Raw genomic sequence first — 23,480 nt, forward strand, 5'->3', positions numbered from 1 at the left:
CGTCCCGCAAATCAGAGTTTCAAAATTCATCGTTGACAAAGTTTGATAATCAAACTAAATTTCAAATTATTACTTTGATTGTCAAATTACTTGTCAATCAAAGGGCTTTTATTTGCAACGATCATCTAACCACAAACACAAGCTAAGGACGCCATTTTGAGTTTTCCAACACGTCACCAACACAACTTTTCTTCACATAACAGTCAAGGTGAGAAACGCACGTTCTATGTCCTGTTATTGACCGTCGTTACCATGGTTGTCGAAATTGTTGCAGGTACTATTTACGGCTCGATGGCATTGCTTGCCGATGGTTGGCACATGGGGACGCACGCCGCAGCGTTTGGTATCACCTTATTTGCATACCGTTATGCGAAGAAACATGCCGAGAGCGAACGTTTCTCTTTCGGTACTGGCAAAGTCAGCGTGTTAGGGGGCTACACCAGCGCGATTGCATTGGGGATTGTGGCATTGTTGATGCTGGTGGAATCAGTACATCGTTTGTTTAACCCACAAGCGATTCAGTTCAATGAAGCGATCATCGTTGCTTGTATTGGTTTAACTGTGAATGTGGTGAGTATGTTTTTACTTGGCGATCACCATCATGATCACGGACACGAGCATGGCCACAATCATAGTAAGAATCACGGTCATTCACATAGCCATGAGCACGACAGCGACCATGGTCATAAACATGGCGAGCATCACGGACACCATCATGATCACAACCTACGCGCAGCCTACATGCATGTGTTGGCGGATACTCTAACTTCGCTGCTTGCGATTGTTGCGCTGCTATTTGGTAAGTTTTACGGTTGGAACTGGTTAGATGCAGCAATGGGAATGGTTGGCGCATTCGTGATTGCTAAGTGGACGATGAACCTTATGAAACAAACCAGCCCAATCCTGCTGGATGAGAATATCGACCAAGATTATCGTGACTCAGTGACCAAAACCTTAACGCCTTATGCGTCGGTCACCGATTTCCATATGTGGAAGGTGAGTGGGCATCACTATTCAGCAGCGATTACTCTTGAATCAAACAGTGATAAAACCGTCTCTGAATATAAACAAATGCTCGCCAAGTTTGATAAGATTAATCATCTTACTCTTGAAGTGCATTCAAACGACCATGCGAAATATAGAACAGCTTAACCAAATACTGACTGAGTTCTACGATAAAATGTCTTCGTGGGAGCAGTCTGTTGTCAAAGAGACGGGTTATTCCCTGGCTCAAGTACACACCATTGAAGTACTTGGTATGCATGGCGCGTTAAGAATGAAAGAGCTCGCTGAAAAATTAGGTATCACCACGGGTACACTTACTGTTCAAATAGAAAAGTTGGTTAAAGCTGAATTGATTGAGCGCCATGAACACCCAACAGATCGTCGTGCGATTGTGGTTGCCTTGACGGATGAAGGGCAGAAGATACACGTTCACCACAATCAGCTTCACTTGAATTTGGTTAATGAGCTGACGCAAGATATCGAAGAAGACGAGAAAGCGGTGTTATTGAAGTGCCTAACCAAGATGGTGAAAGCGTTTTAGTCAGCGTTAAGTTCGCACCCTAACTAATTAGCTGAAAAGCTATTGATTAAGAAATCCAAAAATGGACCTGACTCGAATTGAGTAGGTCCATTTTTTCACCATTTACGATCGACTGTACAAACACCAATCGTTGGGTTCCCCGTTTAAAAAACAAGTCAAAATCTCCAATATTGGTCTTCGTTCTTGCTCCTCTGATGAGCCAAAAAAATGTCATCATAAATAATGCATCCAAATGTGCGTCAAAGTCTTTTAATTCAATGCCTTGTATACCATGACATTCAAGCCATTTATGTTCCGTCAAATAGCTGTCTCTCACTTTTATCATTCAACTAATGTACATGTATTCAATTTGTGTTATTGATGCTTTTATCTTTAGTGAAAAGATTCATTCTCTGTTTGAATACCATTGAGAATGTCACTGCTGGTGGGCTGAACAGTCGCTAGATTTAGTGCTCATTACTGATACAAAAAATATAACAATAATCAGGTCGCGCAAGTTGGATATCCATTCTTTGATGCGATTTATTTAGATACTCATAGTTAATTTAGTAAAGACGAGCCACGTATATGAACATAAAGAGAAAGCTCTATTCGTTGGGGATGTTCTCCATCTTCGGCATGATTTCACTGCTGTTTACCACATCACAATTTGCAGACACCACCGCTCAAATGAGCGAAGCCAAACAAATTACCAAAGAGCTTGAAGTGCGTTTGCTCAACCTTCGCCGTAACGAGAAAGATTTTTTACTGCGTAGCGATATGAAATACCTCGACAAGTTCGACGTAAACTACAACAAATTCTTAGCGTCTGAATCTGAGCTAGATACAGTGCTCAGTGATTTAGGTTTAGCCAACAGCACACACCTACGTGAAGACATCGAAACCTACCACACCAGCTTTGTTAACTTAGTTAAAGCGAGCGAAGTCTATGGGCTATCACGTGACAAAGGTATGCTAGGCGAGTTTCATGTTTTGCTCGATAACATCAGCGCGACAGCCAGTGCGGAACAAAAAATCGAGCTTTACCTGTTCAATGACTTAATTGAGAAGGGGGAGTTTGACCCGAGTGTTCTTTCTATAACTTCAAATATGAGTAGCTCAGCTGCTTTGATTGACGCTGCTCGCCAAGTGGTTGAGCAAAAGCGAGTGATTGGCTTGAAGCACAACGAAGGTCTGCTTGGGCAAGCTCGCTCGGGTTCTCATGCTATCGAAACTCAATTTAAAGAGTTCTCCGCGGTGCTAGACCAACAAACGCAGCAAGAGATGGACAAGCTATCGCTGATCAACAACATCCTTTGCGTCACGCTACTCGTGTCGATCATTCTGTTCAGCTGGTTAATCGTCCGTTCTATCATTGGTAAAATTGAGTCACTGCTTTCGGTGATTCGTAACATCGTTGATTCTAACGACGTGTCTATTCGTTCGCACCTTGATGGCAAAGACGAACTCAGCACTTTAGGCCAATACTTCAACCAACTGTTGGATCAACTGGAAGGGCTTATCGCTGCCTCTCAATCTAAGTCACTGCAACTGACACAAAGCACATCGAACATGCATGATGAGCTAGAGTCAGTAATCAAACAGTTTGAAGTTCAAGCAAATCACACATCTACAATGACAACGTCAGTTCAAGAGATGGTACTCACCATTGGCGAGATCTCTGAAAGCACATCGGTTGCCGCTGAAGGTGTACATCAAGCGAAAGTGAATGCCGATAAAGGCCGTGAAGTGGTGGTTGAAACCATCAGCAACATCACCCAGTTGTCTGAACGTCTTTCAAGCAGCCAAGATTCGATCAGTTCACTGAACCATCATGTTGACCAGATCGGCGATGCAGTAAACATCATCCAAGGCATTGCAGAACAAACTAACCTATTGGCATTGAACGCAGCAATTGAAGCAGCACGTGCGGGTGAACAAGGTCGTGGCTTTGCGGTAGTTGCCGATGAAGTACGCGCACTAGCAAGCAGAACGCATCAATCGACCACAGAGATAACTTCAGTGGTGAGTGCAATTCAAAGCCAGATGCAGGCGTCGATGGCAGAGATTGGCGAGTGTAATCAACAAGGTCAACTAACGCTGAAAGATTCGGAAGAGCTGGATGCGAGCTTGCAACTTATCTTGAGCGACATGGAAAGCATCCAAGGTAATTCAGAACGTATTGCTTCAGCGATTGAAGAGCAGGGCGCAGTAATGGCGCAAGTGAGTGACTCAATTACTGAGCTGAACACTATCTCGAACGACAATAACGCTTCGGCGCAGCATTGCTTAGTTGAAGTGGACAAGGTAGCAGAGCAAGCGAACGATATGGACCAAGCGGTCGCGCAGTTCAAGACTTCATAAACAACATAGAACTTACTAAAACAAAAGGCGTGGATCATCTACGCCTTTTTTGTGCCTGAAATTCAAATAGATAAATGACGAGAAAAAAAAAACGGCCCGATCTGGGGGAAGATCTGGGCCGTTATATTACGTATTAAAGGGGGGACTACTTATTTCGGCCTTCCAGCACATCCAGTGCCAGTTCAACCGCTTTATCAATATTGTCGCATCCCGCTAACTTACCTGAGCTGATAGGACCAAGCACATTAGCGTATAACGAGAGCTGCTTGTTAAATGGCAGGCTCAACTGCTCATATAAACGCTGGCGAATCTCGGCATGTTGCTCAGGAGCGTGAGCAGCAAGGCTTTTCAAAGTGTCATAAACAAGAGTGGTGGTAGTGTTCATTCGTCTCTTTATCATTAAGTGGGAGGCGCTTATTTTATAATCTTTTCGTATTCTTTTACTGTGATATAAGTCATACAATATTATTAATGTGTTTATCTTTTCAATCTAATGAGAATAAGGCATTCCAAAATAGACTTAAGTATCTGTGAAATATAACTAAAATAATGACAGACTATCGAACACACAAACGAATTGGCGCGTTTCTGGCAAACGGTTAAATCTATAGGAAGAGGAACAACATGCACTACGACGTATTCAACGGAGACGCAGATGGCATAATCGCGTTGTTACAGCTGCGATTAAGTGAGCCAAGAGAGAGCGTGCTCATTACTGGTGTTAAGCGTGATATTAAGTTGGTCTCTCAAGTTGTTACTCAAACTATGGAGCCGGGTAAGCAAGGTGATGTTTCTTCCGTTACCGTTTTAGATGTATCGATGGAGAAAAACCTGCCTGCACTGCACTCACTGCTAGACGCAAACATCAATGTATTTTATTGCGATCACCACCGAACAGGGGATGTCCCAACTTCTAGTCATTTAGATACTCTGATTGATACCGCGCGAGAGAGCTGCACGAGCTTGCTGATTAACCAGAAGCTGAATGGTGCGCATGTGGCTTGGGCAATCGCAGCTGCCTTTGGCGACAATCTAAAAACGGTGGCGGCGCGGCTAGCGGATGAAAATGGATTCGCTCAATCTCAAAAAGAGTTTCTAGAAGAGCTAGGTACCTTGATTAACTACAACGGTTACGGTTCGTCACTCAGTGATTTGCATTTCACGCCAGCTGAGCTCTACGAAACCCTTTATCAATACCCGAACCCGTTTGATCTTTTGGATGATAAAGACTCTGTGTTTTATCGACTACGAGATGCTTATCAAAATGATCGCCAGCAGTTATCAAACCTTGCTCCTGTTTATGAAAGTGAAGTCGCACGTGTGTTTGAACTGCCAGGTGAGACGTGGGCAAGGCGCATCAGTGGCGTATTTGGTAATGAAATCGTTAATCAAGATCCAAACCGAGCGCAAGCAGTATTAACGAAAAACCAAGACGGCGAGTCTTACACGGTGAGCTTACGTGCGCCATTATCAAATAGAACGGGTGCAGACGAAATTTGCTCAAGTTTTGCGACTGGCGGAGGAAGAAAAGCAGCGGCTGGAATTAATCAACTTAATGAACTTGATAAGGTGAATTTTATTTCACTATTGGATGTATATTATTCACCCGGTACTGAGGGTTAGTCGAAAAACTCCCGAGGTATACATTCAAAATTCTACAAATTCTTGCTCCTATATTCCGTTATACGTGTGTATTGCTAGCACATGTGTGATGGCTATATCCAGGCTGCTTTAGTGATATCACTCGCAATGGTATCTGGTCTGAGGTCAGTGATTACGGCGTGTTTGGGGTGATTTTTGCCGATTTAAAGTTCATTTTTTCCTATCGGTGATTTTTTATATTTTTGGTTAATTATCTTAGTGAATTAAGGTTGATTAAATATTTGCATGGTCAATGCATTCGACCGAAAATAACAGTTTTTAGCATTTCAATTTGAATAAAAAGTCAAAGTCATATTGATTCTGATATTCAATCTGTGACTTAAAATCACAAGTTAAATCAAAGGTCATCTTTTCCTATAAATTCCATTACTTCTCTATAAATATTCATGATTACAATGAATTGGTTCGGTTGTGATTGGCACAGCTGTTAAGTAAGGAAGTGGGACTAATGTTGAAACGTAAAGCTCTACAATTAGCAGTATCGGTCGGCATGGCGGCTATGTCTGGCGCTGTTTATGCGAATGGTTCAGATATGACGAATCCAGACTCTGGCGTCGTGGTTGGCTATTGGCATAACTGGTGTGATGGTGGCGGCTACCAAGGTGGTAATGCGCCATGTGTGACACTGGATGAAGTGAACCCAATGTACAACATCGTGAATGTGTCATTCATGAAGGTCTACGATGTGGCTGATGGTCGAATCCCAACTTTTAAACTGGACCCAACCATTGGGCTTTCAGAAGAACAATTTATTGACCAAATCTCTGAGCTCAACAAGCAAGGTCGCTCTGTACTGTTGGCTTTGGGTGGTGCTGATGCACACGTAGAGCTAGAAACCGGTGATGAAAGAGCCTTTGCTGATGAGATTATCCGTCTTACCGAGCGTTACGGCTTCGATGGCCTAGATATTGACCTTGAACAAGCAGCCGTAACCGCCGCAAACAACCAAACCGTGATTCCGGATGCACTTAAGCTAGTGAAAGATCACTACCGCGCAGAAGGTAAAAACTTCCTTATTACAATGGCGCCTGAGTTCCCGTATCTAACGACAGGCGGTAAGTACGTTCCTTATATCGATAATCTAGAAGGCTACTACGACTGGATTAACCCACAATTTTACAACCAAGGTGGCGATGGTATCTGGGTTGAAGGCGTGGGTTGGATTGCTCAAAACAACGATGCGTTAAAAGAAGAATTCATCTACTACATTTCTGATTCTCTTATCAACGGAACGCGTGGCTTCCACAAAATCCCACATGACAAGCTCGTGTTTGGTATTCCTTCAAGCATCGATGCTGCAGCAACCGGTTTTGTACAAGAGCCACAAGATTTATACGACGCATTTGATAGCCTAACGGCGCAAGGTCAACCGCTACGTGGTGTGATGACTTGGTCTATCAACTGGGACATGGGCACCAACAAAAACGGCCAACAATACAACGAGCAGTTCATTAAAGACTACGGCCCGTTTGTACACGGTCAGGTAACGCCACCACCAGTCGAGGGCGAGCCCGTTCTTAAAGGTGTCGAAAATACGCGTGTTCTTCACGGCACAACGTTTGATCCTATGGATGGCGTGACGGCAACAGACAAAGAAGACGGCGATCTAACGTCATCAATCGATGTTGAAGGTTACGTTGAAACCAGTGTTATTGGCACTTACGTTTTGACTTACCGAGTGAAAGACAGCGATAACAACGAAACCACTAAAGCGAGAACGGTAGAGGTTTACAGCCAGAAGCCAGTATTTAATGGCGTATCTGACACAACAGTTGTGTTGGGTACTGCATTTGATGCTATGGCAGGCGTGACGGCGAATGATGCTGAAGATGGCGACCTGACAAGCACTATTACACACACTGGCAGTGTCGATGTAAATGAAATCGGCAACTACACACTTGTGTATAGCGTGACAGACAGCGCGAACCAAACCGTAACCGTTGACCGTAAAGTGTCTGTAACTGATAGTTCTAACTGTGCTGCTGCATGGGATGCCGACACCGTTTATGTTGAAGGTGACCAAGTATCTCATGACGGTTCAACGTGGGGAGCAGGTTGGTACACTCGCGGCGAAGAGCCAGGAACAACAGGTGAGTGGGGCGTTTGGAGAAAAGTTTCAGACTCTTCATGTGGTGGTAACCCAGATCCGGGCGATGACTTAGAGCTTTCGGTTTCAGGACTTCAATCACAATATGCGCCAGATAACGGCAACGTGCGTTTAGATCTGACACTGACATCAAATGAAGCATTAGATGTTACCGCTATGGTGATCAACAGTGCAGGTACTGTGGTTGAGCAAACTAAGGTTAACGTAACGGACAGCCGTGCTATTACCATCGACTTATACGATGTAGCGGAAGGGCAATATGCACTTGAAGTAGTCGGTAAAGCATCTGACGGTGAAATGGTGATGGTAAACGATTCGTTCGCTGTTAAAGACGGTGGCGGAACAACACCTCCTCCAGGTGATTACCCTCCATATGAAGCGGGCACAAACTACGCAGCGGGTGACATTGTGGTCGGCAGCGATAATGGCTTGTACGAATGTAAGCCTTGGCCATACACGGCATGGTGTGCAAGCGCGTCTTACGCTCCAGCAGATAGCCAATACTGGCAAGATGCTTGGACAAAGCTGTAGTCTGATAGCTCAACGCTAGCAATATAAAGTAGACGATCAAAGAGAGGCCATTGTGCCTCTCTTTTTTATGTTTAAACAGTTCTGACTTAGAGCTTTAAAACCCACTTAACCTTAAACTCTGCTCTGCTCTGCATATTGCTCTAGATCAAAATAGGAGTGATTATCAATTGTATTACATGTTAAGAAATAGCACTATGCGCACATTGAATTTTATATATTGTTAATATTTGCATAATGAATCTTGCTCAAGTCGACCTCAATCTACTCGTTATTCTTAAACACCTTCTTGAAGAGAAGCACGTTTCCAACACGGCATTGGCGCTGGATATGAGCCAACCTACGGTGAGCCGATCTCTGCAAAAACTGCGTACCGTTTTCAATGATGATCTATTGGTGCGAGCGGCTTATGGCTATGAGTTAACGCCAAAAGCAGAAGCCATTAAGCAAGATCTCAATTCGGTACTGACACGTTTAGAAAAGCTGGTACATGGCGATGTATTCGAACCGCAAAGCAGTGACAGTACGGTTCGCTTCTTTGGTTTAGTGCCTAATGTCGCGCACTTGCTGCCCAAGGTAGTTGCGGAGATACGTCAACAAGCGCCAAACATGACTGTTGATATCGACTCGATTCCTAAACGACACTTTGAGCCTCTGTTATCCGGTGATGCGCACTTTGTGTTGTCGACCCACGAGCCGTTAAGTTCAGAGCAAAATTTGTATCGAATGTTCGTGATTAGCCGCGATTACCGTTTGCTGATGAGTAAAAAACATCCTTTGGCGGACAAAGAGATCACGGTTGATGACTTGTTGAATAGCCAACTTGGTCAAATCTCACTGCAAGGGGATAAGAAGCTCTCGATCGAAAGTCGATTTAAAGATCTTGGCTTGATTGATAAGCAGCGCCAGCTGTCCATTCCAATTCAGCTTTCCAATTTTAACGTCGCGCCGGATATGGCAGAAGCAACCGACATCATCTTTCATTTACCGACACCTTTTGCTCAACAAGCCGCTACGCAAAGAGATCTTGTTTGTAAACGCGTGCCTAAAGCGTTGCGCCACCCATCAGAAGACGTCTACTTATACTGGCATAAGCGCTTTCATAACGACCCGATGTGTCGCTGGGTTCGCAATATATTCAAAGAGCTTTATACATAATCCATCTGCAGGGTGAATGAAAATTACGAATACCTATCGAGTTGGATATAGATCTCTTTCATTATTTGAATGGTGAATAACGAGAATCGATTTTTGGTATGAAACTTTCGTTGATAAGAGTGGTAGTTGGTTGTTTAATGCAAACCATTATCATTACCAATCACATATAAGAATGAATATCATGTCTGAGAGATCTCTTTTGATTCGCAAACCTCTTTTGGTTCGTAAACCCCTTTCGATCGCAGTCGCTGTTATTTGTACCTCACTTTCAGCTAACGTGTTGGCGCAAGAAGAAGCGCAAGCAACAGATGAGCAAATGGTTGTTACGGCAACTCGTACCGAGATGGCACTAAAACAAGCGCCAGCTTCAATGTCGGTTATCACCGCGCAAGACATTGAAGACAGCCCTGGTATTACCTTGGCAGACATCGTTGCCGAATCAACGAGTGTTGAGTCTGATTTTGATAGCACACGTGCTGGCCGTCAGATGATCTCTATTCGTGGTATGGATTCAGATTACACTCTTATCATGGTGAACGGTCGTCGTTTAAGCTCTGCAAGTGCCATCATCCGTGGTAACGACTTCGATCTATCAACGATTCCTGCTGATTCGATCGAACGTGTTGAAATAATCCGTGGCCCAATGTCTGCACTTTACGGTTCAGATGGTATGGGCGGTACAATCAACATCATCACTAAGGCTCCAGAAAACGATTGGAGCTCTACACTGAGCATGGACACTTCATCTCCACTTGATGGTGATGGAGGGGAAGAGTATTCGATGGGCTTCACGACATCTGGTGCGTTGATTGAAGACGAGTTGTTTGCTCGCCTTTCTGTTAACCAGACAAGCCGTAACGCTTGGCAACCATATTCTGGTACACACAGCTTTGGTTACGATCGTTCAGATGTAACAGCTCTAGAAGAACGTGACACGTTAAGCTTACTTGCAAGCCTGACATGGAATGCGACAGATAACCAAACCATCGATTTCGATTTTGGCTACAGTGATGATGAACGTGAGTCATCTGCGGAAAACGTATCATCTGTGATTGAGTCTGACACACGTGTTGTACGTCAGAGCCAAGCGATCACACATAGTGGTTTTTGGAGCTGGGGTGACACGCAAGTACGTTATTCACGTGAAAATGTGACAGATAATGATGCTGCGGACTCAGATACTAACTATAGCAGTGACATCGAAGAGCTGACTCAAATTGTTGAAGCTTCGGCGACCACTTATCTTGGTGATAGTCACACCGTAACGTTTGGTATGGACTACCAGTTGAGTGAATTAACCAACAAAGAAAACTTAGTCAATGGTACATCTGAAGCTTATCAAGGTGCGTTATTTGTTCAAGACCAATGGTTAATGACGGATCAACTAACGGCAACCATTGGTGGTCGTTTAGATAAGCATGAACTGTACGGTGAAGAGTTCAGCCCACGTGTGTACTTGGTTCATCAAACAACGAATGACCTGATCATCAAGGGTGGTGTGGGTAAAGCATTTAAAGCACCAACATTGACTCAAAATCAGACAGACTACACAGTTAATAGCTGTAAAGGCGTATGTGATTTACATGGTAATGAAGATCTTAAGCCCGAAACCAGCTTGAACTATGAGATCGCTGCGATTTATAGCCAACCTCGTTGGAATGTTGAAGGTGCCTTATTCCGAAATGAAATCAACGACCTAATTGATCGTGATGAAACCTATTGTGAGAACGGCGGAGTGTTTGAATCGGGTAAAGGTTGCGCTGATAGTTCAAGCTCAACTGGCTATGTGAATGGTAAGCGTACTTATACAAACGTATCAGAGGCTGTAGTTCAAGGTGCTGAGCTTACAGGCCAATTCCAAATTACTGATGAATGGGGTGTGTCTGGTAATTACACATTCTTAGACACTGAAGATAAGTCTACTGGTGACGAATTACTTGATCGTTACAAGCATTCGGGTTTAGTTAAACTGAACTGGAGCCCAACTTACGATCTAAATACCTTCGTGAGTGCGCGTTACCGTGGTGAACGTCAGATCGAAAGCGATCTAACTCAAGACGCTTACACAACGCTGAACCTAGGTGCTGTCTACAACGTGAATGCTTCAGTACGACTACGTGCAGGTATCACGAACTTAACTGACGAAGCTGTATCACAAGAGCTAGAGAGCATGGGCTATGTTGAAGAGCCACGTACTTACTACGTAGGTATGACAGCGGACTTCTAATTTAGAGTTCAGTAACTGATAGCTTGATACAAAAGAACCCACACTGGCTGATGCTCTAAAAGGAGAATGGCGAGTGTGGGTTCTTTTTTGATCTATAGATTTGGTTTAATTTGCCGTTTATCTATTAATCTAGATTTTGACACATGTGATCAGCGCATTACCGGACTGAGTATCCCAAGGAATCAGCTTGTCGTAATCGTGCTCGAAGATATTAACCTCGAAGTAGGGCTTCAATATCTCGATTAACTCTTTAAACGAGAATGCCACCATTGGGTGTTCATCATTCCACACTTGAGTTTCACCAGCAGTCGTCTTTTCGATGCTAAGCTTTAGCGCTTGCTTATCACCCTGACCAGAGTAATACCAACCAGAACGGAACGTGAAATCGTCTTTGTCTTGGTTTTTTGTGTGTCTAACAAACAGGTCGTTGCTGATCTTGTCTTTATCAACCACGTTAAAACAGAAAATACCTTCTGGCTTTAACGCACGATGCACACTTTCAATACACTCTTTAAGCTTCTCAAGGCCATCGTTGTAATGGATGGAATACAGGAAGCAAGTGATAAGATCGAGTGGTTCCGTGACCTCAAAGTTACTCATGTTTTGTACTGAGAACTTGGCTTCCGGGCAGCGAACTTCTGCGATATCTAACATCGGCTTGTTAAGATCTAGGCCACCGCTTTGGTAACCGAAATCAATAAAATGACGAACGTGTGGGCCAGTGCCACAAGCTAAGTCGAGGTGTGTTTTTCCTTCATTTCCAAAGATTTGATGGAGTCTACGTACGCAGTTACTTTGCGCTTGGTAGTCAATATCTACACACATTAAATCATAGTAACCGGATAGGTCGGTATAGAGTGCGTTGGCGGACATATTTGCCTGCAGCATAAGCTGAAAAATTAGGGTGGCGCATCATATACCGAAATTGGAAAATCGCAATCAAATATTCGATCAATGAAAGCGTTTTATTTTCTAACTTATGGTCGTTTTAAATGAGACCGTTTAAAGGGATGTTTAAGCTGCCAACAACATCAGTACGCGTGTCATCGCTATTCACTTTGCCCTGACTACTTATTCGTTAACTAAAACAGGTGTTGCTCCCTCAATGCAGCGACCATACGGGCTTTGCGGAACGCTTTTATCACGAGACGAGATAGGAAAAATATGGTATCTAGGTAAACCCAGTGTGACATTTATAATTTTATGATTAATCAGTAATTTTACTGATTCAAACCGAGTTCTTGAAAAGGAAACAATTCAGGAAAGTGGGCTGTTGATAAAAACCAAATCACTCAAGCTAAATAAGCGAACTAAACAAGGAGAGTTGAAACAATGACATCAGCAATAAATGCACAGGGTTCAATGGAAAATAGAACAGCATTGGAAAGCAGTGCTTCAATAGAAATTAAGGTGGATGACTTGTCGGGTGGGGAAGTCATTGAATTACTTGAAGAGCACCTCGCTGATATGTACGCCACTTCGCCAGCCGAAAGCGTTCATGCACTGGATCTAGATGGGCTCAAGTCACCAGAGATTACTTTTTTCAGTGCTTGGAAAGACAGCCAACTACTTGGGTGTGTTGCCATTAAAGAGCTAAATACCCAACACGCTGAACTCAAATCGATGAGAACCTCACAGTTTGCTCGAAAGTCAGGTGTTGCGAGCCAACTTTTACAGCACGTATTGGATACAGCAACCGCCCGCCAGTATCAAACAATCAGTTTAGAGACCGGCTCAGAAGACTACTTTAAGGCTGCGCGTAACCTGTATGAAAAGTTTGGCTTCGGATACTGTGAACCCTTTGCTGATTATGTGTTAGACCCGCACAGCCAGTTTATGAGTATTGAGTTGCGTTAAGAGACTAGCCTTAGATGTCGACTTACTTTGCAGGTTTCTCCCTTGGCCTTTCGCTGATTCTTGCGATTGGCTCTCAAAATGCGTTTGTTTTAAAGCAAGGGCTTAAGAACCAACACGTATTGGCAGTTTGTGCTGTATGTGCCATTTCTGACGCCTTACTGATTAGCTTTGGCGTGACGGGCTTTGGCGCAATCGTTAAGCAGTTCCCACAAATTGAGCAGTTCGCCCGTTATGGTGGCGCTATCTTTTTGGGTGTCTATTCATTCTTAAGCTTCCGATCAGCATTTACCGAAAACCACGCCTTAGAAGCCACGGCAGAAACTAAAGACTCATTAACCAAAGCGATTGCGATGTGTTTGGCGTTCACTTGGCTTAACCCGCATGTGTATTTGGATACTGTGGTATTGCTGGGGTCTATCTCAACTCAATATCAACCGGATCAAATGTTGTTTGGCGCTGGGGCGGTATCGGCGTCATTCGTGTTCTTCTTTTCACTTGGATATGGCGCTCGCTTCTTGGCTCCAATGTTTAAGAACCCGAGAGCGTGGAAGGTGTTGGAATTTGTCGTTGGCGTGATCATGGCATCTATTGCAATATCTTTGATTGTCTAGCTGCGCGTAATTAGGCTTCCATTTTGGTATAGGTGTTGAATACACGCCAGTAGAAAGCCTAACCTTACGTTTAATCTCACAAGCAGATGCAGTAAATATCGTATTCTTCGGCCCGAAAGCCGTTATGTAGCGTTTAGCACAGTAACTCTGGGCGCTTCGTACAATTTTTGACGACCTCTGTGAAATAGCTTAAAGCTAAAGCTATGGACACCTAAAACCGCTCTAACGTTGAGCGGTTTTTTTATGTCAAAAATAACGATTGGTCACGCTATGGGCGGAGTTGGTCCAAAGCCTGAAATTAGTTGGTTTTCACAAGCTTATAAAAGGGAATTATCTCGACTATTTTGGTAGATTAAAGGTATTACAGACTTCCAGTGAGCAGCAATGAAGATTCTTCACACGTCCGATTGGCACCTTGGCCAAAACTTCTACAATAAAAGCCGCAAGAATGAACATGAACGGTTTTTACAATGGTTACTTGAGCAAGTTACAGAGCACGACATCGACGCGATCATTGTTGCTGGCGACATTTTCGATACCAGTACACCGCCGAGTTACGCTCGTGAGATGTATAACAAGTTTGTGGTCGATTCGAACAAGATCGGTTGCCAATTGGTGTTATTAGGTGGAAATCACGATTCAGTCTCTGTGCTTAAAGAGACACAACAGCTGCTCAAATACATGGGCGCAGACGTGATTCCTAATACCAATGAAGATCATGCGACTCAGGTTGTCGAACTAAAAGGCAAGAACGGCGATGTAGAAGCGCTGGTTTGTGCCATTCCTTTTATTCGCCCTCGCGATGTGTTGATGAGCCAGGCGGGTGTCACTGGCGTTGAGCGTCAGAAGCAACTCGGCGATGCAATCAAACAGCATTATCAAAGTGTTTATGATGCGGCGGTTGTTAAGCGCGCGACGTTTGTAAACAGCGAGCACATGCCGATTATCGCTACCGGTCATTTAACGGCGATGGGTGTCCAACAATCGGATTCTGTGCGTGATATCTATGTCGGCAACCTTGATGGTTTCGCCGCTGATGGCTTCCCAGACGCAGACTATATCGCACTTGGTCATATCCATCGCCCACAAGTGGTGGCAAAGCGTGAATACATTCGTTATTCAGGCTCTCCAATCCCACTAAGTTTTGATGAACTTAAGTCTCAAAAACAAGTGTGTGTGGTTGAGTTTGTTGAAGGTGAGCGCACCATTTCTCAACTGCCTGTTCCCACATTCCAACCTCTAGCTGAAATCAAAGGCGACTTGAGCGAGATCGAATCTCAGCTGAACCAATACATAGGTTTAGATAGCGACCAAAGCGTATGGTTATCGATAGAAGTGCAAGCGCAAGATTACTTGTCGGATCTACAAGAACGTATGCGCGCACTGACCGAAGGATTGAATGTGGAAGTACTTCAACTGCGCCGAGCAAGAGAGCGTCGTAATCAAGCATTAGAGCAAGAGTCGGCAGAGACCTTATCTGAACTGAGCCCGATGGACGTGTTTACGAAGCGTATTGCCTTAGAAGAGTTTGAAACCGATTCTGAAAAAGCACGTTTAGAGCGAATGACGGTGAAGTTTAAACAAGTGATGGTTGAAGTGTCTGAAAGCGCTCAAACACCAAATAAAGTAGAAGAGTAACCAGTATGAAGATTTTAAGCCTAGAATTTGAAAACCTGAACTCTTTGAAAGGGCGTTGGAAGCTCGATTTCACCCAATCACCGTTTGCAGAAAATGGTCTGTTTGCGATTACTGGCCCAACAGGGGCGGGTAAAACCACCATTCTTGATGCGATTTGTTTGGCATTGTTCCACCGCACACCGCGTTTAAAGAGCATAGCTAAAGGCAACAACGAATTAATGACGCGTGGCACGGGTGAGTGTTTTGCTGAACTGGAATTTGAAGTTCAAGGTAAAACGTACCGATCTAATTTCCACCAAAAGCGAGCGCGTGGAAAACACGATGGCGCATTGCAAACGCCAACGTGCGAGTTTGCCGATGCGGACACCGACAAAGTCTTAGAGACCATGTTGACCAAGAAGACCAAGCTGGTGGAGCAGGTTACAGGGCTCGATTTCTCACGCTTCACTAAATCCATCATGTTGTCTCAGGGTGAGTTTGCGGCGTTCTTAAATGCCAATGCTAACGACCGTGCAGAGCTACTTGAAGAGCTGACGGGAACAGAAGTTTATAGCCTGATTTCAGAGCGTATCTACGACCATTTTAAGTCGAGTGAAGAGTCGCTTAATCAACTTAAAGCGAAAGCTGAAGGTGTGAGCTTACTGTCTGAAGAGCAAATCAAAGAGCTGACCGCAGAGCGTGAAACGCTAGAAGTAGAGCAGAAGCGTTTAGCCGAGCAATTAAAAGAGTGGCAAGTGCATCTTAGCTGGTGGAAAGACGTGACCAAAGCTGAGCAAACTATTGCGGCCAGTGAGCTCGATCTGAAAACCGCTCAAGATGAACTAGACCGTAACCAACCGTCACTAGAGCGCTTGGCAAACAGTGAGCCGGCTGAAAAGCTGCGTCCAGTACACAAAGATTTAAAGCGTTGCGAACAAGAGGTGAACACTACTCAAGCTCACCTAGATAACAGCACCAAGTTACTTGCCGTTCGTGATGCAGAAATGCAAGACGCGCAAACTAAACTGACTCAAAGCAGTGCGATTGTCGAACAGGTAAAAGCCGAACAGCAGGATCAAGAGAAGATCATCGAGCAGGTTCGCCCGTTAGATAACCAAATTGCCGTACTCAAAGATAAGCAAACTGCGGCCGTTAGTGCAGCGAATACGCTTAACGAGCAACATACGCAGCAGCGTAATCAACAGGTTGTTTTAGTCCAAAAAACAGATGCACTGAAGCAACAAGATAAACTCAGCACTGAGTACCTAAATACGCATCAAGCTGACCAACATCTGGAAAAATACCTAGGTCAGTGGCAAGCAAAGGTCGAGCAAGTTCGTACTCTAGAGCGCCAGCATTCAGAGCAGTTGAATTCAGCGAAGCAAGCTTTGTCTGCAGTTGATGCACAGCAAACGATCATCAAATCCGCGCAAGATGCTAAAGCAACGCAAGATAAAACTTTAGCTGAATTGGTTGTTCTCGAGAGTAGTGCAAAGCAACAGTGGTCAGCCTTGCAAGGCAACACTAGCGAGCAAGTGTTGAATTCGCAAAAAGATCGGTTGGAGTTTTGGAATCGCAATACGCACTCATTACTCGAGATCAACCGTGGTTTTCTAAATGCCCAACAACAGCTGCACGTGAAAACACAGGCACATCAAACCAACACCCAGTTGGTCGACAAGCTTTCGAAAGAGCGTGAAGTGTTGGTGGAGCGATATAAAGAGAAAGAGACTTCGCTTGAGCGATTAACGCGATTGATTGATCAAGAAGGTGAATTAGCAAAATATCGTGCAGCTCTAGAATCTGGGTCTGAATGCCCACTGTGTGGTTCAACAGACCATGCGATTGAACAGTCTCAAGATATTGCAAATTTGGTTGCTCAAAAAGATAGAGAAAACCTAGAGCTAACGGCTATCAAAAAAGAAGGCCAAGAGCATCGTCAGCAGTTAGATTCTCTTACCCTTGTGATTGTGGCGCTTAACGATGACATTCAACGTGCGCAAGCGGATATTCAACAAGCTCAGCTGAATTGGCAAGGCGTTGTCGGCAAGCTTCAACAGAGCTTATCGGATTTCGTTGGCACGGCTCCTGAACTGGCACTGCTAACGATTAACGATTTAGGCAATGAAGCTACAGTCGCGACCTTTGCTCAGCAGTGTGAACTTCAACTAAGTCAGAGCGCGCAGCAACTCAAAGCGTTGGGTGATGCTAAAGCGCATTACGCTGAAGCTGAGAAACAACGCCTGTCTGTAAGTGTTATGGCTGACAAGGCGCAGTCTAATCTCGAGTTGGCCGAGCAACGCTTAGCTGATTTGAATAAGCAAAACCAAGTCGCAAACGAGCAAGTGACTCAAATAGCTCAAGCGAAAGGCCAGCAATGGAACGCTTTGAAAGAGAGCATTGTTCAAACTTCTATCGAAGCACCTGAACTTGAGCATATCGATGATTGGTTTACTGCGAAATCGCAAGCATCAAGCACATGGCAGCAAACCAAACAGCAACAGGCCGATATTGAGAAGCAACTGATTACTCAAAATGCCGAATTGAAAACGTTAGACGACAAGCTAAGCAGTGTTGAGAAAGAGCTCGCGACACTGACGCAACAGAGTGAGTCTTTAGTGTCAGAACTCACTCGTGTAACGGCTGAAAGAACAGAATTGTTTGGTGATAAAGACATTCAAGCCACCAGCAATGCGATGAAGCAAAAAGTCACTGAAGCGGTAAATGCATTTGATGCTGCGCAGTTAGTGCTTAACCGTTGCGAGCTGGAACATCGAACCGAGCAAACCAAACACACTGGTTTCTCGGACGATTTAGTCAGTAAGCAATCGAGCTACATACAAGCGTCGAATGCTTGGTTAGCAGCGCTGAAAACCAGCCCATTCGAAGATGAGGCTAATTTTGAAGCAGCGTTGTTAGATGAAGAGGTTAGAACTCAACTTCAAAGCTTGAAGAAGTCTTTAGACGAAGCGATTGTCAGTGCGCAAGCTAGGTTGAACACCGCCACAGCGACACAAGTGGAGCTACAAAATCACGAAAATGCGAAAGCATGGCAAGAGCAAGACCAACAGCAAGTTGAAGAAGCGACTACTGAGTGTCAAAACGCACAGCAAAGCCATGCGACAAAGATCGGTGCAATTTCTGCCAATCTTGAAACGGATAGCCAGAACCGCAGTAATCAGCAAGATCTGTTCAAGCAGATCGACGAGCAGCAGGTCGAGTTTGATGATATTTCACGTCTGAATTCACTTATTGGTTCTAAGAACGGCGACAAGTTCCGTAAGTTTGCTCAAGGTCTAACACTGGAAAACTTGGTGTACTTGGCGAACAAGCAGCTACAGCGTTTGCATGGTCGTTACGAGCTAAAACGTAAAGCCGATGATGGCTTAGAACTGCAAGTGCTTGATACATGGCAGGGCGATGTGATGCGTGATACTAAGACCTTGTCAGGTGGTGAAAGCTTCTTGGTTAGCTTGGCGTTGGCATTAGCGCTTTCTGATCTTGTGAGTTACAAAACCAGTATTGATTCTTTGTTCTTGGATGAAGGTTTCGGCACGTTGGATAGTGACACCTTAGACATTGCTTTAAACGCGCTCGATAACTTGAATGCATCAGGCAAGATGATCGGCGTAATCAGCCACGTTGAAGCACTGAAAGAGCGTGTGCCCGTTCAGCTTAAAGTAACAAAACACTCTGGCTTAGGTGTGAGTGAGATGGAGAAGCAGTACAAGGTTGTTGCTTAGTCTTGATATAGATGCGGATAAACAGCCCCTGACTCAGTCGTGTTTCCTTCTCGAGGATGACGGAGTTTCGGGGGGCTGTTATCAATCACTCCGCCGTCACGTTCTGCAGTAAAGAACGATTAGAGTAGCTGCCGCTATTCCCTAAAATGAGGCGCGAGCGTAACAGGGAATCTGAGTTTGTTGGTATTGCCTTCGTCACTCCCTAGAGCGAGGAATGAACCTAATAGAGAATCTCTAGTAGACGCAGGAAGTGGACTCATCAAAAAGGAAACGGCCATGCACAAGAAGTCTCATTTACCAGCTAAGACATGTCCTATTTGCCAAAAGCCTTTCTCATGGCGTAAAAAGTGGCAGCGCTGTTGGGATGACGTGATCTACTGTTCTGAACGTTGTCGTCGTAATAAATCTGAGTCTTCATACTCTTGAATAGATCAGCTCAATCCTCACGCTCTAAACCCACTAACTCCTATATTTCCTTTCTTTGTCATCATTTTGATGCTCCTTTAATCGTTTCGTAATTCATTTCTCAAGTTAATATTTCTATCTGTAAGATAAGTGATGTATAAAGGCGGCATGAAGATACCTAAAAGAATACAGCCTTTAGTTGACGATGGTTTAGTCGACGAGGTGACAAGCCAACTCATGAGTGGCAAAGAAGCATCTGTGTACATTGTACGCTGCGGCGATACGATCCGTTGTGCCAAGGTATATAAGGAAATTAGCCAGCGCAGCTTTAAAAAAGCGACCGCGTATCGTGAAGGCCGAAAAGTCCGAAATAGCCGCCGTGCTCGAGCGATGGAAAAAGGCTCTGGCTTTGGTCGAGAGCAACAAGAAAAGGTTTGGCAAAGTGCTGAAGTGGATGCCTTATATAAACTGGCAGAAGCGGGCGTACGTGTGCCTGTCCCTTACGGTTGCTTTGATGGCGTGCTGCTTATGGAACTGGTCACTGACGATGATGGTTATGTTGCACCACGTTTGAACGATGTCGTGATGTCAGCAGAGCAGGCGATCGAAGACCACGCTGTGATGATGACTTACGTAGTTAAAATGCTGTGTGTCGGTTTGATCCATGGTGACTTGTCTGAGTTCAACGTATTGGTGGATGAATACGGCCCCGTGATTATCGATTTACCACAAGCAGTTGATGCTTCTGCGAACAACAACGCCGAGTGGATGCTGGCTCGTGACATCAATAACATCCGTGACTACTACGCTCAGTTTGCCCCTGAATTGGCGAAAACCGAGTATGCCAAGGAAATGTGGGCGCTGTACGAGAAAGGCGACTTGAAGCCAGACAGCAAACTGACGGGTGAGTTTACGGAAACCGACGACTTGGCTGATATCGAAGCCATCATGCAAGAGATAGACGCTGCGCGAATTGAAGAACAACATCGACGCGAGCGAGCTAAAGAAGAGAAAGAAGGTGTTGACGATACTAAGTTCAATTGGGCTGAATAATCGTGATGATCAGTTTTGATCTTTAGCTAGATATCAACCAAACGCCTTTTAAAACAGAGGCGTTCTTTCTAAATAAAAACCCAATGGAGCTTCAACTCTGTTGGGTTTTCTTTTTTAGCACTAATGAAAGACGGACACTCGTATCAACTACCAATTTAACTGTTCACCATCGTAAGCGTAGAAGTGCCCACTGTTATCCGGTGTGGCAGTGCGAATAATATCGACCAACTGATGGGCGACATAGCTTGACTCAAACAACTTACCTTCAGGGACATTGGTCTGAAAAGGCTTCGACAGAGCTGTGTCTGTCGTGCCCGGGTGCAGAGCCAACACGGTGCCTTTCTTAATGGTGCGTTGCCATTCGATCGACATGGTTTTGATGAACATATTTAGGGCTGCTTTCGATGAGCGGTAGCTATACCAACCGCCTAATCTGTTGTCTGAAATACTGCCAACCTTTGCGGATACCACAGCAAACTTTGGATTGTCGCTCGCTTTAAGTATCGGCGTGAAGTGTTTTGCTAATAACAAGCTGGGCAAGGTATTCACAGAGATGTTTTTGAGGAAAAACTCAGGGTCGATGGACGACAAGTTCTTTTCCGGTCCAAGATCTGGAGTGTGGAGCATACCCACGCAGTTGATCAGCCAATCAAGTTGTTCAAACTCAGAACTCAAGCGCTTAATATCAGCTTCGTCGGTGGCGTCGACTTTGTGCCAGCTCAAGCGATTGTTTTCTAGTTCCGGCTGTTGAGAGTGGTAAGTCGCGTCTACATGCACATCAAGAAAATCAAACCGAGAGAGCTCAGATAATAGGTGTTTAACCACAGCGAAACCAATACCGCCGCTCCCACCGACCACCAATATGTGTAATCTGAGTTGCTCCACCATTATAAGTTCTCCAAGTTTGTGATTCGTTGTTCAGCAGTATCGAGAATCGCTTGTTGTGATTGCTCATCCATGTTGTCCCAAGAGCGATATAACATGCCCATACGTGGGTTGCGGTTTAACGCATCGCGGTGCTGGTCCATAAAGCGCCAATACAAGCTATTGAAAGGGCAAGATTGCTCGCCGCTGCGTTCTTTTATCTTGTAGTGACAGCCTTTGCAGTAGTCACTCATGCGGTTGATATAGGAACCGCTGGCAGAGTATGGTTTGGTTCCTACGATCCCGCCATCCGCAAACAGTGCCATACCTCGCGTATTTGGCATTTCAACCCACTCAATCGCGTCGACGTAAATACCGAGGTACCAACTGTCGACTTGGTCAGGGTCTATACCCGTGATTAAACAGAAGTTGCCAGTGATCATTAACCTTTGGATGTGGTGCGCGTAAGCAAACTCAAGAGACTGGTCAATCGCATGCTTCATGCAGTTCATCTTGGTTTGTCCGTCCCAAAAGTAATGGGGCAGGTTATTATGTGCTGAGTAATGGTTTTTGTTGGCGTAAGCAGGCATGTTTGCCCAATAGACGGCGCGTATGTACTCTCGCCACCCCAGTATTTGGCGTACAAATCCTTCGACCTGTGCAATATCGATGCTTGGCTTATCTGGTGAGCTGTCTCGAAGACAGGATGCTTGGTAGGCCGACAGTGCTGCATCAATCACTTCTTTAGGGCTCAGCAGTTTACTGTTCAGCGAGAACGATATACGGCTATGATACAAGCTCCATTTAGAGTCGTGCTCTGTCGTCATCGCATCTTGAAACTGCCCAAATAACGGCAAGCAGACTTGGCAGAAATGAGCGAGTAGAGACAAGCTTTGTGCGCGGTTCACCGGCCATAGTAACTGGTTACCGACTTGACCAATGGTTTGTACTTGGTGACGTTCGATACGTTGCAAAATGTCGGTTATATCATTGGTAAACATCAGCGGCTGAGGCAGGTTTTCGATGTCTTGTTTCTTGAGCTTATTTCGATTGTTCGCGTCGTAATTCCATTTTCCGCCAACGGGCTTTCCGTCTTCTAGCAAAATGTCGAAACGTTTTCTCATTCGGCGATAGAAGTGTTCCATCATGATGTGTTTGTCTTTTGGAAACTGTTGTTCTATCTCCTCGAATGGAAAGAGGAAGTGTTCTGTATCACAACAACCTTTGGTCGCATTGGTCAGCTTGAGCTTGTTCATCTGCTCTAAGAGGCGATATTCATCTGGCCTTTGATATTCGAATTTCTCTGCGCCGAATTCGTGTACATAGTGCTTTAAAAGTGTGTCTAGGTTTTCAAATTGCGTTGTGTCGTCAAGAGTAAGGTGTAGTACTTGATGACCTTGTTCTTTGAGTTCGTTAGCGAAGTAACCCATCGCACAGAAAAACGCGGCCACTTTTTGAACGTGAGAGGCAACATAATCTGTTTCTTGTTTTAGCTCAGCAATGATGTAAATAACGTCATCGTTAACCTGTCTAAACCATGAATGCTCAATGTTGAGTTGGTCACCTAATACAAGTCGTACCGTTTTAAATTTCATAATGCGTCCTGGTTTGTGAGGCTTGTTGTGACTGCGTTACCGCCTGTCCATTGATTGATGAAGGCATGGTCTGGGTCGTACATTTCAGTACGTTGATTCAAATCGAAATGACGTGATTTGTTAATTATTAGACGCTTACGAGTTGATAAGCTGACAAGATCACA

Annotated in this window: 17 protein-coding genes and 1 pseudogene; 14 read left to right on the top strand and 4 right to left on the bottom strand. The window is 44.6% G+C overall.

Annotation, left to right across the window (positions count from 1 at the left end; translation table 11 throughout):
- Positions 1–156 precede the first annotated feature (156 nt).
- From dmeF to AB4133_RS06790, 3 genes are all read left to right on the top strand, one after another.
- Positions 157–1,152 (top strand): CDF family Co(II)/Ni(II) efflux transporter DmeF, encoded by a 996-nt coding sequence (gene dmeF / locus AB4133_RS06780; RefSeq protein ID WP_017059184.1) that lies wholly within the window; start codon positions 157–159, stop codon positions 1,150–1,152.
- Positions 1,130–1,546 carry a MarR family winged helix-turn-helix transcriptional regulator gene (locus AB4133_RS06785; protein WP_017059185.1) on the top strand — a complete coding sequence of 139 codons (417 nt, stop codon included), beginning with the start codon at positions 1,130–1,132 and terminating at the stop codon, positions 1,544–1,546. Before dmeF ends, AB4133_RS06785 begins: the two co-directional genes overlap by 23 nt.
- A gap of 618 nt (positions 1,547–2,164) precedes the next feature.
- Positions 2,165–3,889 (top strand): methyl-accepting chemotaxis protein, encoded by a 1,725-nt coding sequence (locus AB4133_RS06790; protein ID WP_102393909.1) that lies wholly within the window; start codon positions 2,165–2,167, stop codon positions 3,887–3,889.
- A gap of 145 nt (positions 3,890–4,034) precedes the next feature.
- Here AB4133_RS06790 and AB4133_RS06795 read toward each other — a convergent pair whose 3' ends face one another.
- Positions 4,035–4,274, bottom strand: a complete 240-nt coding sequence (locus AB4133_RS06795; RefSeq protein ID WP_004733935.1) for a PAS factor family protein — start codon at positions 4,272–4,274, stop codon at positions 4,035–4,037.
- 239 nt (positions 4,275–4,513) lie between these two features.
- On the opposite strand from AB4133_RS06795, the gene AB4133_RS06800 reads away from it, so the two are divergent.
- From AB4133_RS06800 to AB4133_RS06815, 4 genes are all read left to right on the top strand, one after another.
- Complete coding sequence (locus AB4133_RS06800; RefSeq protein WP_372224120.1) at positions 4,514–5,512, top strand: DHH family phosphoesterase; 999 nt, start codon at positions 4,514–4,516, stop codon at positions 5,510–5,512.
- A 487-nt stretch (positions 5,513–5,999) separates the two neighbouring features.
- Positions 6,000–8,189 carry an immunoglobulin-like domain-containing protein gene (locus AB4133_RS06805; RefSeq protein WP_372224121.1) on the top strand — a complete coding sequence of 730 codons (2,190 nt, stop codon included), beginning with the start codon at positions 6,000–6,002 and terminating at the stop codon, positions 8,187–8,189.
- Between the two features lie 234 nt (positions 8,190–8,423).
- On the top strand, positions 8,424–9,344 hold the full coding sequence (locus AB4133_RS06810; protein WP_017059189.1) for a LysR family transcriptional regulator: 921 nt from the start codon (positions 8,424–8,426) through the stop codon (positions 9,342–9,344).
- A gap of 181 nt (positions 9,345–9,525) precedes the next feature.
- The gene (locus AB4133_RS06815) at positions 9,526–11,571 is read left to right on the top strand and encodes a TonB-dependent receptor domain-containing protein (protein ID WP_372224122.1); all 2,046 of its coding nucleotides are present in this window, start codon (positions 9,526–9,528) and stop codon (positions 11,569–11,571) included.
- 129 nt (positions 11,572–11,700) lie between these two features.
- Here the strand turns inward: AB4133_RS06815 and AB4133_RS06820 are convergent, their stop codons facing one another.
- Positions 11,701–12,444, bottom strand: a complete 744-nt coding sequence (locus AB4133_RS06820) for a class I SAM-dependent methyltransferase (RefSeq protein ID WP_102321012.1) — start codon at positions 12,442–12,444, stop codon at positions 11,701–11,703.
- A gap of 459 nt (positions 12,445–12,903) precedes the next feature.
- Between AB4133_RS06820 and AB4133_RS06825 the strand changes: the two genes are divergently transcribed.
- The 7 genes and pseudogenes from AB4133_RS06825 (at position 12,904) to AB4133_RS06855 (ending at position 20,857) form a co-directional block, all read left to right on the top strand.
- Positions 12,904–13,428 carry a GNAT family N-acetyltransferase gene (locus AB4133_RS06825; protein ID WP_017059192.1) on the top strand — a complete coding sequence of 175 codons (525 nt, stop codon included), beginning with the start codon at positions 12,904–12,906 and terminating at the stop codon, positions 13,426–13,428.
- Between the two features lie 14 nt (positions 13,429–13,442).
- Complete coding sequence (locus AB4133_RS06830) at positions 13,443–14,039, top strand: LysE/ArgO family amino acid transporter (RefSeq protein ID WP_017059193.1); 597 nt, start codon at positions 13,443–13,445, stop codon at positions 14,037–14,039.
- A 13-nt stretch (positions 14,040–14,052) separates the two neighbouring features.
- Positions 14,053–14,210, top strand: a pseudogene (locus tag AB4133_RS06835) (porin family protein); the annotation flags it as partial.
- A 213-nt stretch (positions 14,211–14,423) separates the two neighbouring features.
- Positions 14,424–15,677: an exonuclease subunit SbcD gene (gene sbcD / locus AB4133_RS06840; RefSeq protein ID WP_372224123.1), complete on the top strand. Its 1,254-nt coding sequence runs from the start codon at positions 14,424–14,426 to the stop codon at positions 15,675–15,677.
- Between the two features lie 5 nt (positions 15,678–15,682).
- Positions 15,683–19,399, top strand: coding sequence for an AAA family ATPase (locus tag AB4133_RS06845; RefSeq protein WP_372224124.1), 3,717 nt, complete (start codon positions 15,683–15,685; stop codon positions 19,397–19,399).
- Positions 19,400–19,675: 276 nt separating this feature from the next.
- On the top strand, positions 19,676–19,825 hold the full coding sequence (locus tag AB4133_RS06850; protein ID WP_372224125.1) for a DUF2256 domain-containing protein: 150 nt from the start codon (positions 19,676–19,678) through the stop codon (positions 19,823–19,825).
- Between the two features lie 147 nt (positions 19,826–19,972).
- Positions 19,973–20,857: a PA4780 family RIO1-like protein kinase gene (locus AB4133_RS06855; protein ID WP_029236383.1), complete on the top strand. Its 885-nt coding sequence runs from the start codon at positions 19,973–19,975 to the stop codon at positions 20,855–20,857.
- Between the two features lie 147 nt (positions 20,858–21,004).
- Here the strand turns inward: AB4133_RS06855 and AB4133_RS06860 are convergent, their stop codons facing one another.
- On the bottom strand, positions 21,005–21,745 hold the full coding sequence (locus AB4133_RS06860) for an SDR family oxidoreductase (RefSeq protein WP_065583629.1): 741 nt from the start codon (positions 21,743–21,745) through the stop codon (positions 21,005–21,007).
- Positions 21,745–23,316, bottom strand: a complete 1,572-nt coding sequence (locus AB4133_RS06865; protein ID WP_102321009.1) for a cryptochrome/photolyase family protein — start codon at positions 23,314–23,316, stop codon at positions 21,745–21,747. The genes AB4133_RS06860 and AB4133_RS06865 overlap by 1 nt, the downstream gene beginning before the upstream one ends.
- Positions 23,317–23,480 lie beyond the last annotated feature (164 nt).

It is taken from the genome of Vibrio sp. 10N.286.52.F8, assembly GCF_041468745.1.
Classification (GTDB): domain Bacteria; phylum Pseudomonadota; class Gammaproteobacteria; order Enterobacterales; family Vibrionaceae; genus Vibrio; species Vibrio crassostreae_C.

Bases quoted from the DNA above. Each gene is read 5' to 3' on its own strand.
- AB4133_RS06785 (WP_017059185.1), top strand. From the start codon at position 1,130: ATGCGAAATATAGAACAGCTTAACCAAATACTGACTGAGTTCTACGAT.
- AB4133_RS06790 (WP_102393909.1), top strand. From the start codon at position 2,165: ATGATTTCACTGCTGTTTACCACATCACAATTTGCAGACACCACCGCT.
- AB4133_RS06795 (WP_004733935.1), bottom strand. From the start codon at position 4,274: ATGAACACTACCACCACTCTTGTTTATGACACTTTGAAAAGCCTTGCT.
- AB4133_RS06800 (WP_372224120.1), top strand. From the start codon at position 4,514: ATGCACTACGACGTATTCAACGGAGACGCAGATGGCATAATCGCGTTG.
- AB4133_RS06805 (WP_372224121.1), top strand. From the start codon at position 6,000: ATGTTGAAACGTAAAGCTCTACAATTAGCAGTATCGGTCGGCATGGCG.
- AB4133_RS06810 (WP_017059189.1), top strand. From the start codon at position 8,424: ATGAATCTTGCTCAAGTCGACCTCAATCTACTCGTTATTCTTAAACAC.
- AB4133_RS06815 (WP_372224122.1), top strand. From the start codon at position 9,526: ATGTCTGAGAGATCTCTTTTGATTCGCAAACCTCTTTTGGTTCGTAAA.
- AB4133_RS06820 (WP_102321012.1), bottom strand. From the start codon at position 12,444: ATGTCCGCCAACGCACTCTATACCGACCTATCCGGTTACTATGATTTA.
- AB4133_RS06825 (WP_017059192.1), top strand. From the start codon at position 12,904: ATGACATCAGCAATAAATGCACAGGGTTCAATGGAAAATAGAACAGCA.
- AB4133_RS06830 (WP_017059193.1), top strand. From the start codon at position 13,443: ATGTCGACTTACTTTGCAGGTTTCTCCCTTGGCCTTTCGCTGATTCTT.
- sbcD (WP_372224123.1), top strand. From the start codon at position 14,424: ATGAAGATTCTTCACACGTCCGATTGGCACCTTGGCCAAAACTTCTAC.
- AB4133_RS06845 (WP_372224124.1), top strand. From the start codon at position 15,683: ATGAAGATTTTAAGCCTAGAATTTGAAAACCTGAACTCTTTGAAAGGG.
- AB4133_RS06850 (WP_372224125.1), top strand. From the start codon at position 19,676: ATGCACAAGAAGTCTCATTTACCAGCTAAGACATGTCCTATTTGCCAA.
- AB4133_RS06855 (WP_029236383.1), top strand. From the start codon at position 19,973: ATGAAGATACCTAAAAGAATACAGCCTTTAGTTGACGATGGTTTAGTC.
- AB4133_RS06860 (WP_065583629.1), bottom strand. From the start codon at position 21,745: ATGGTGGAGCAACTCAGATTACACATATTGGTGGTCGGTGGGAGCGGC.
- AB4133_RS06865 (WP_102321009.1), bottom strand. From the start codon at position 23,316: ATGAAATTTAAAACGGTACGACTTGTATTAGGTGACCAACTCAACATT.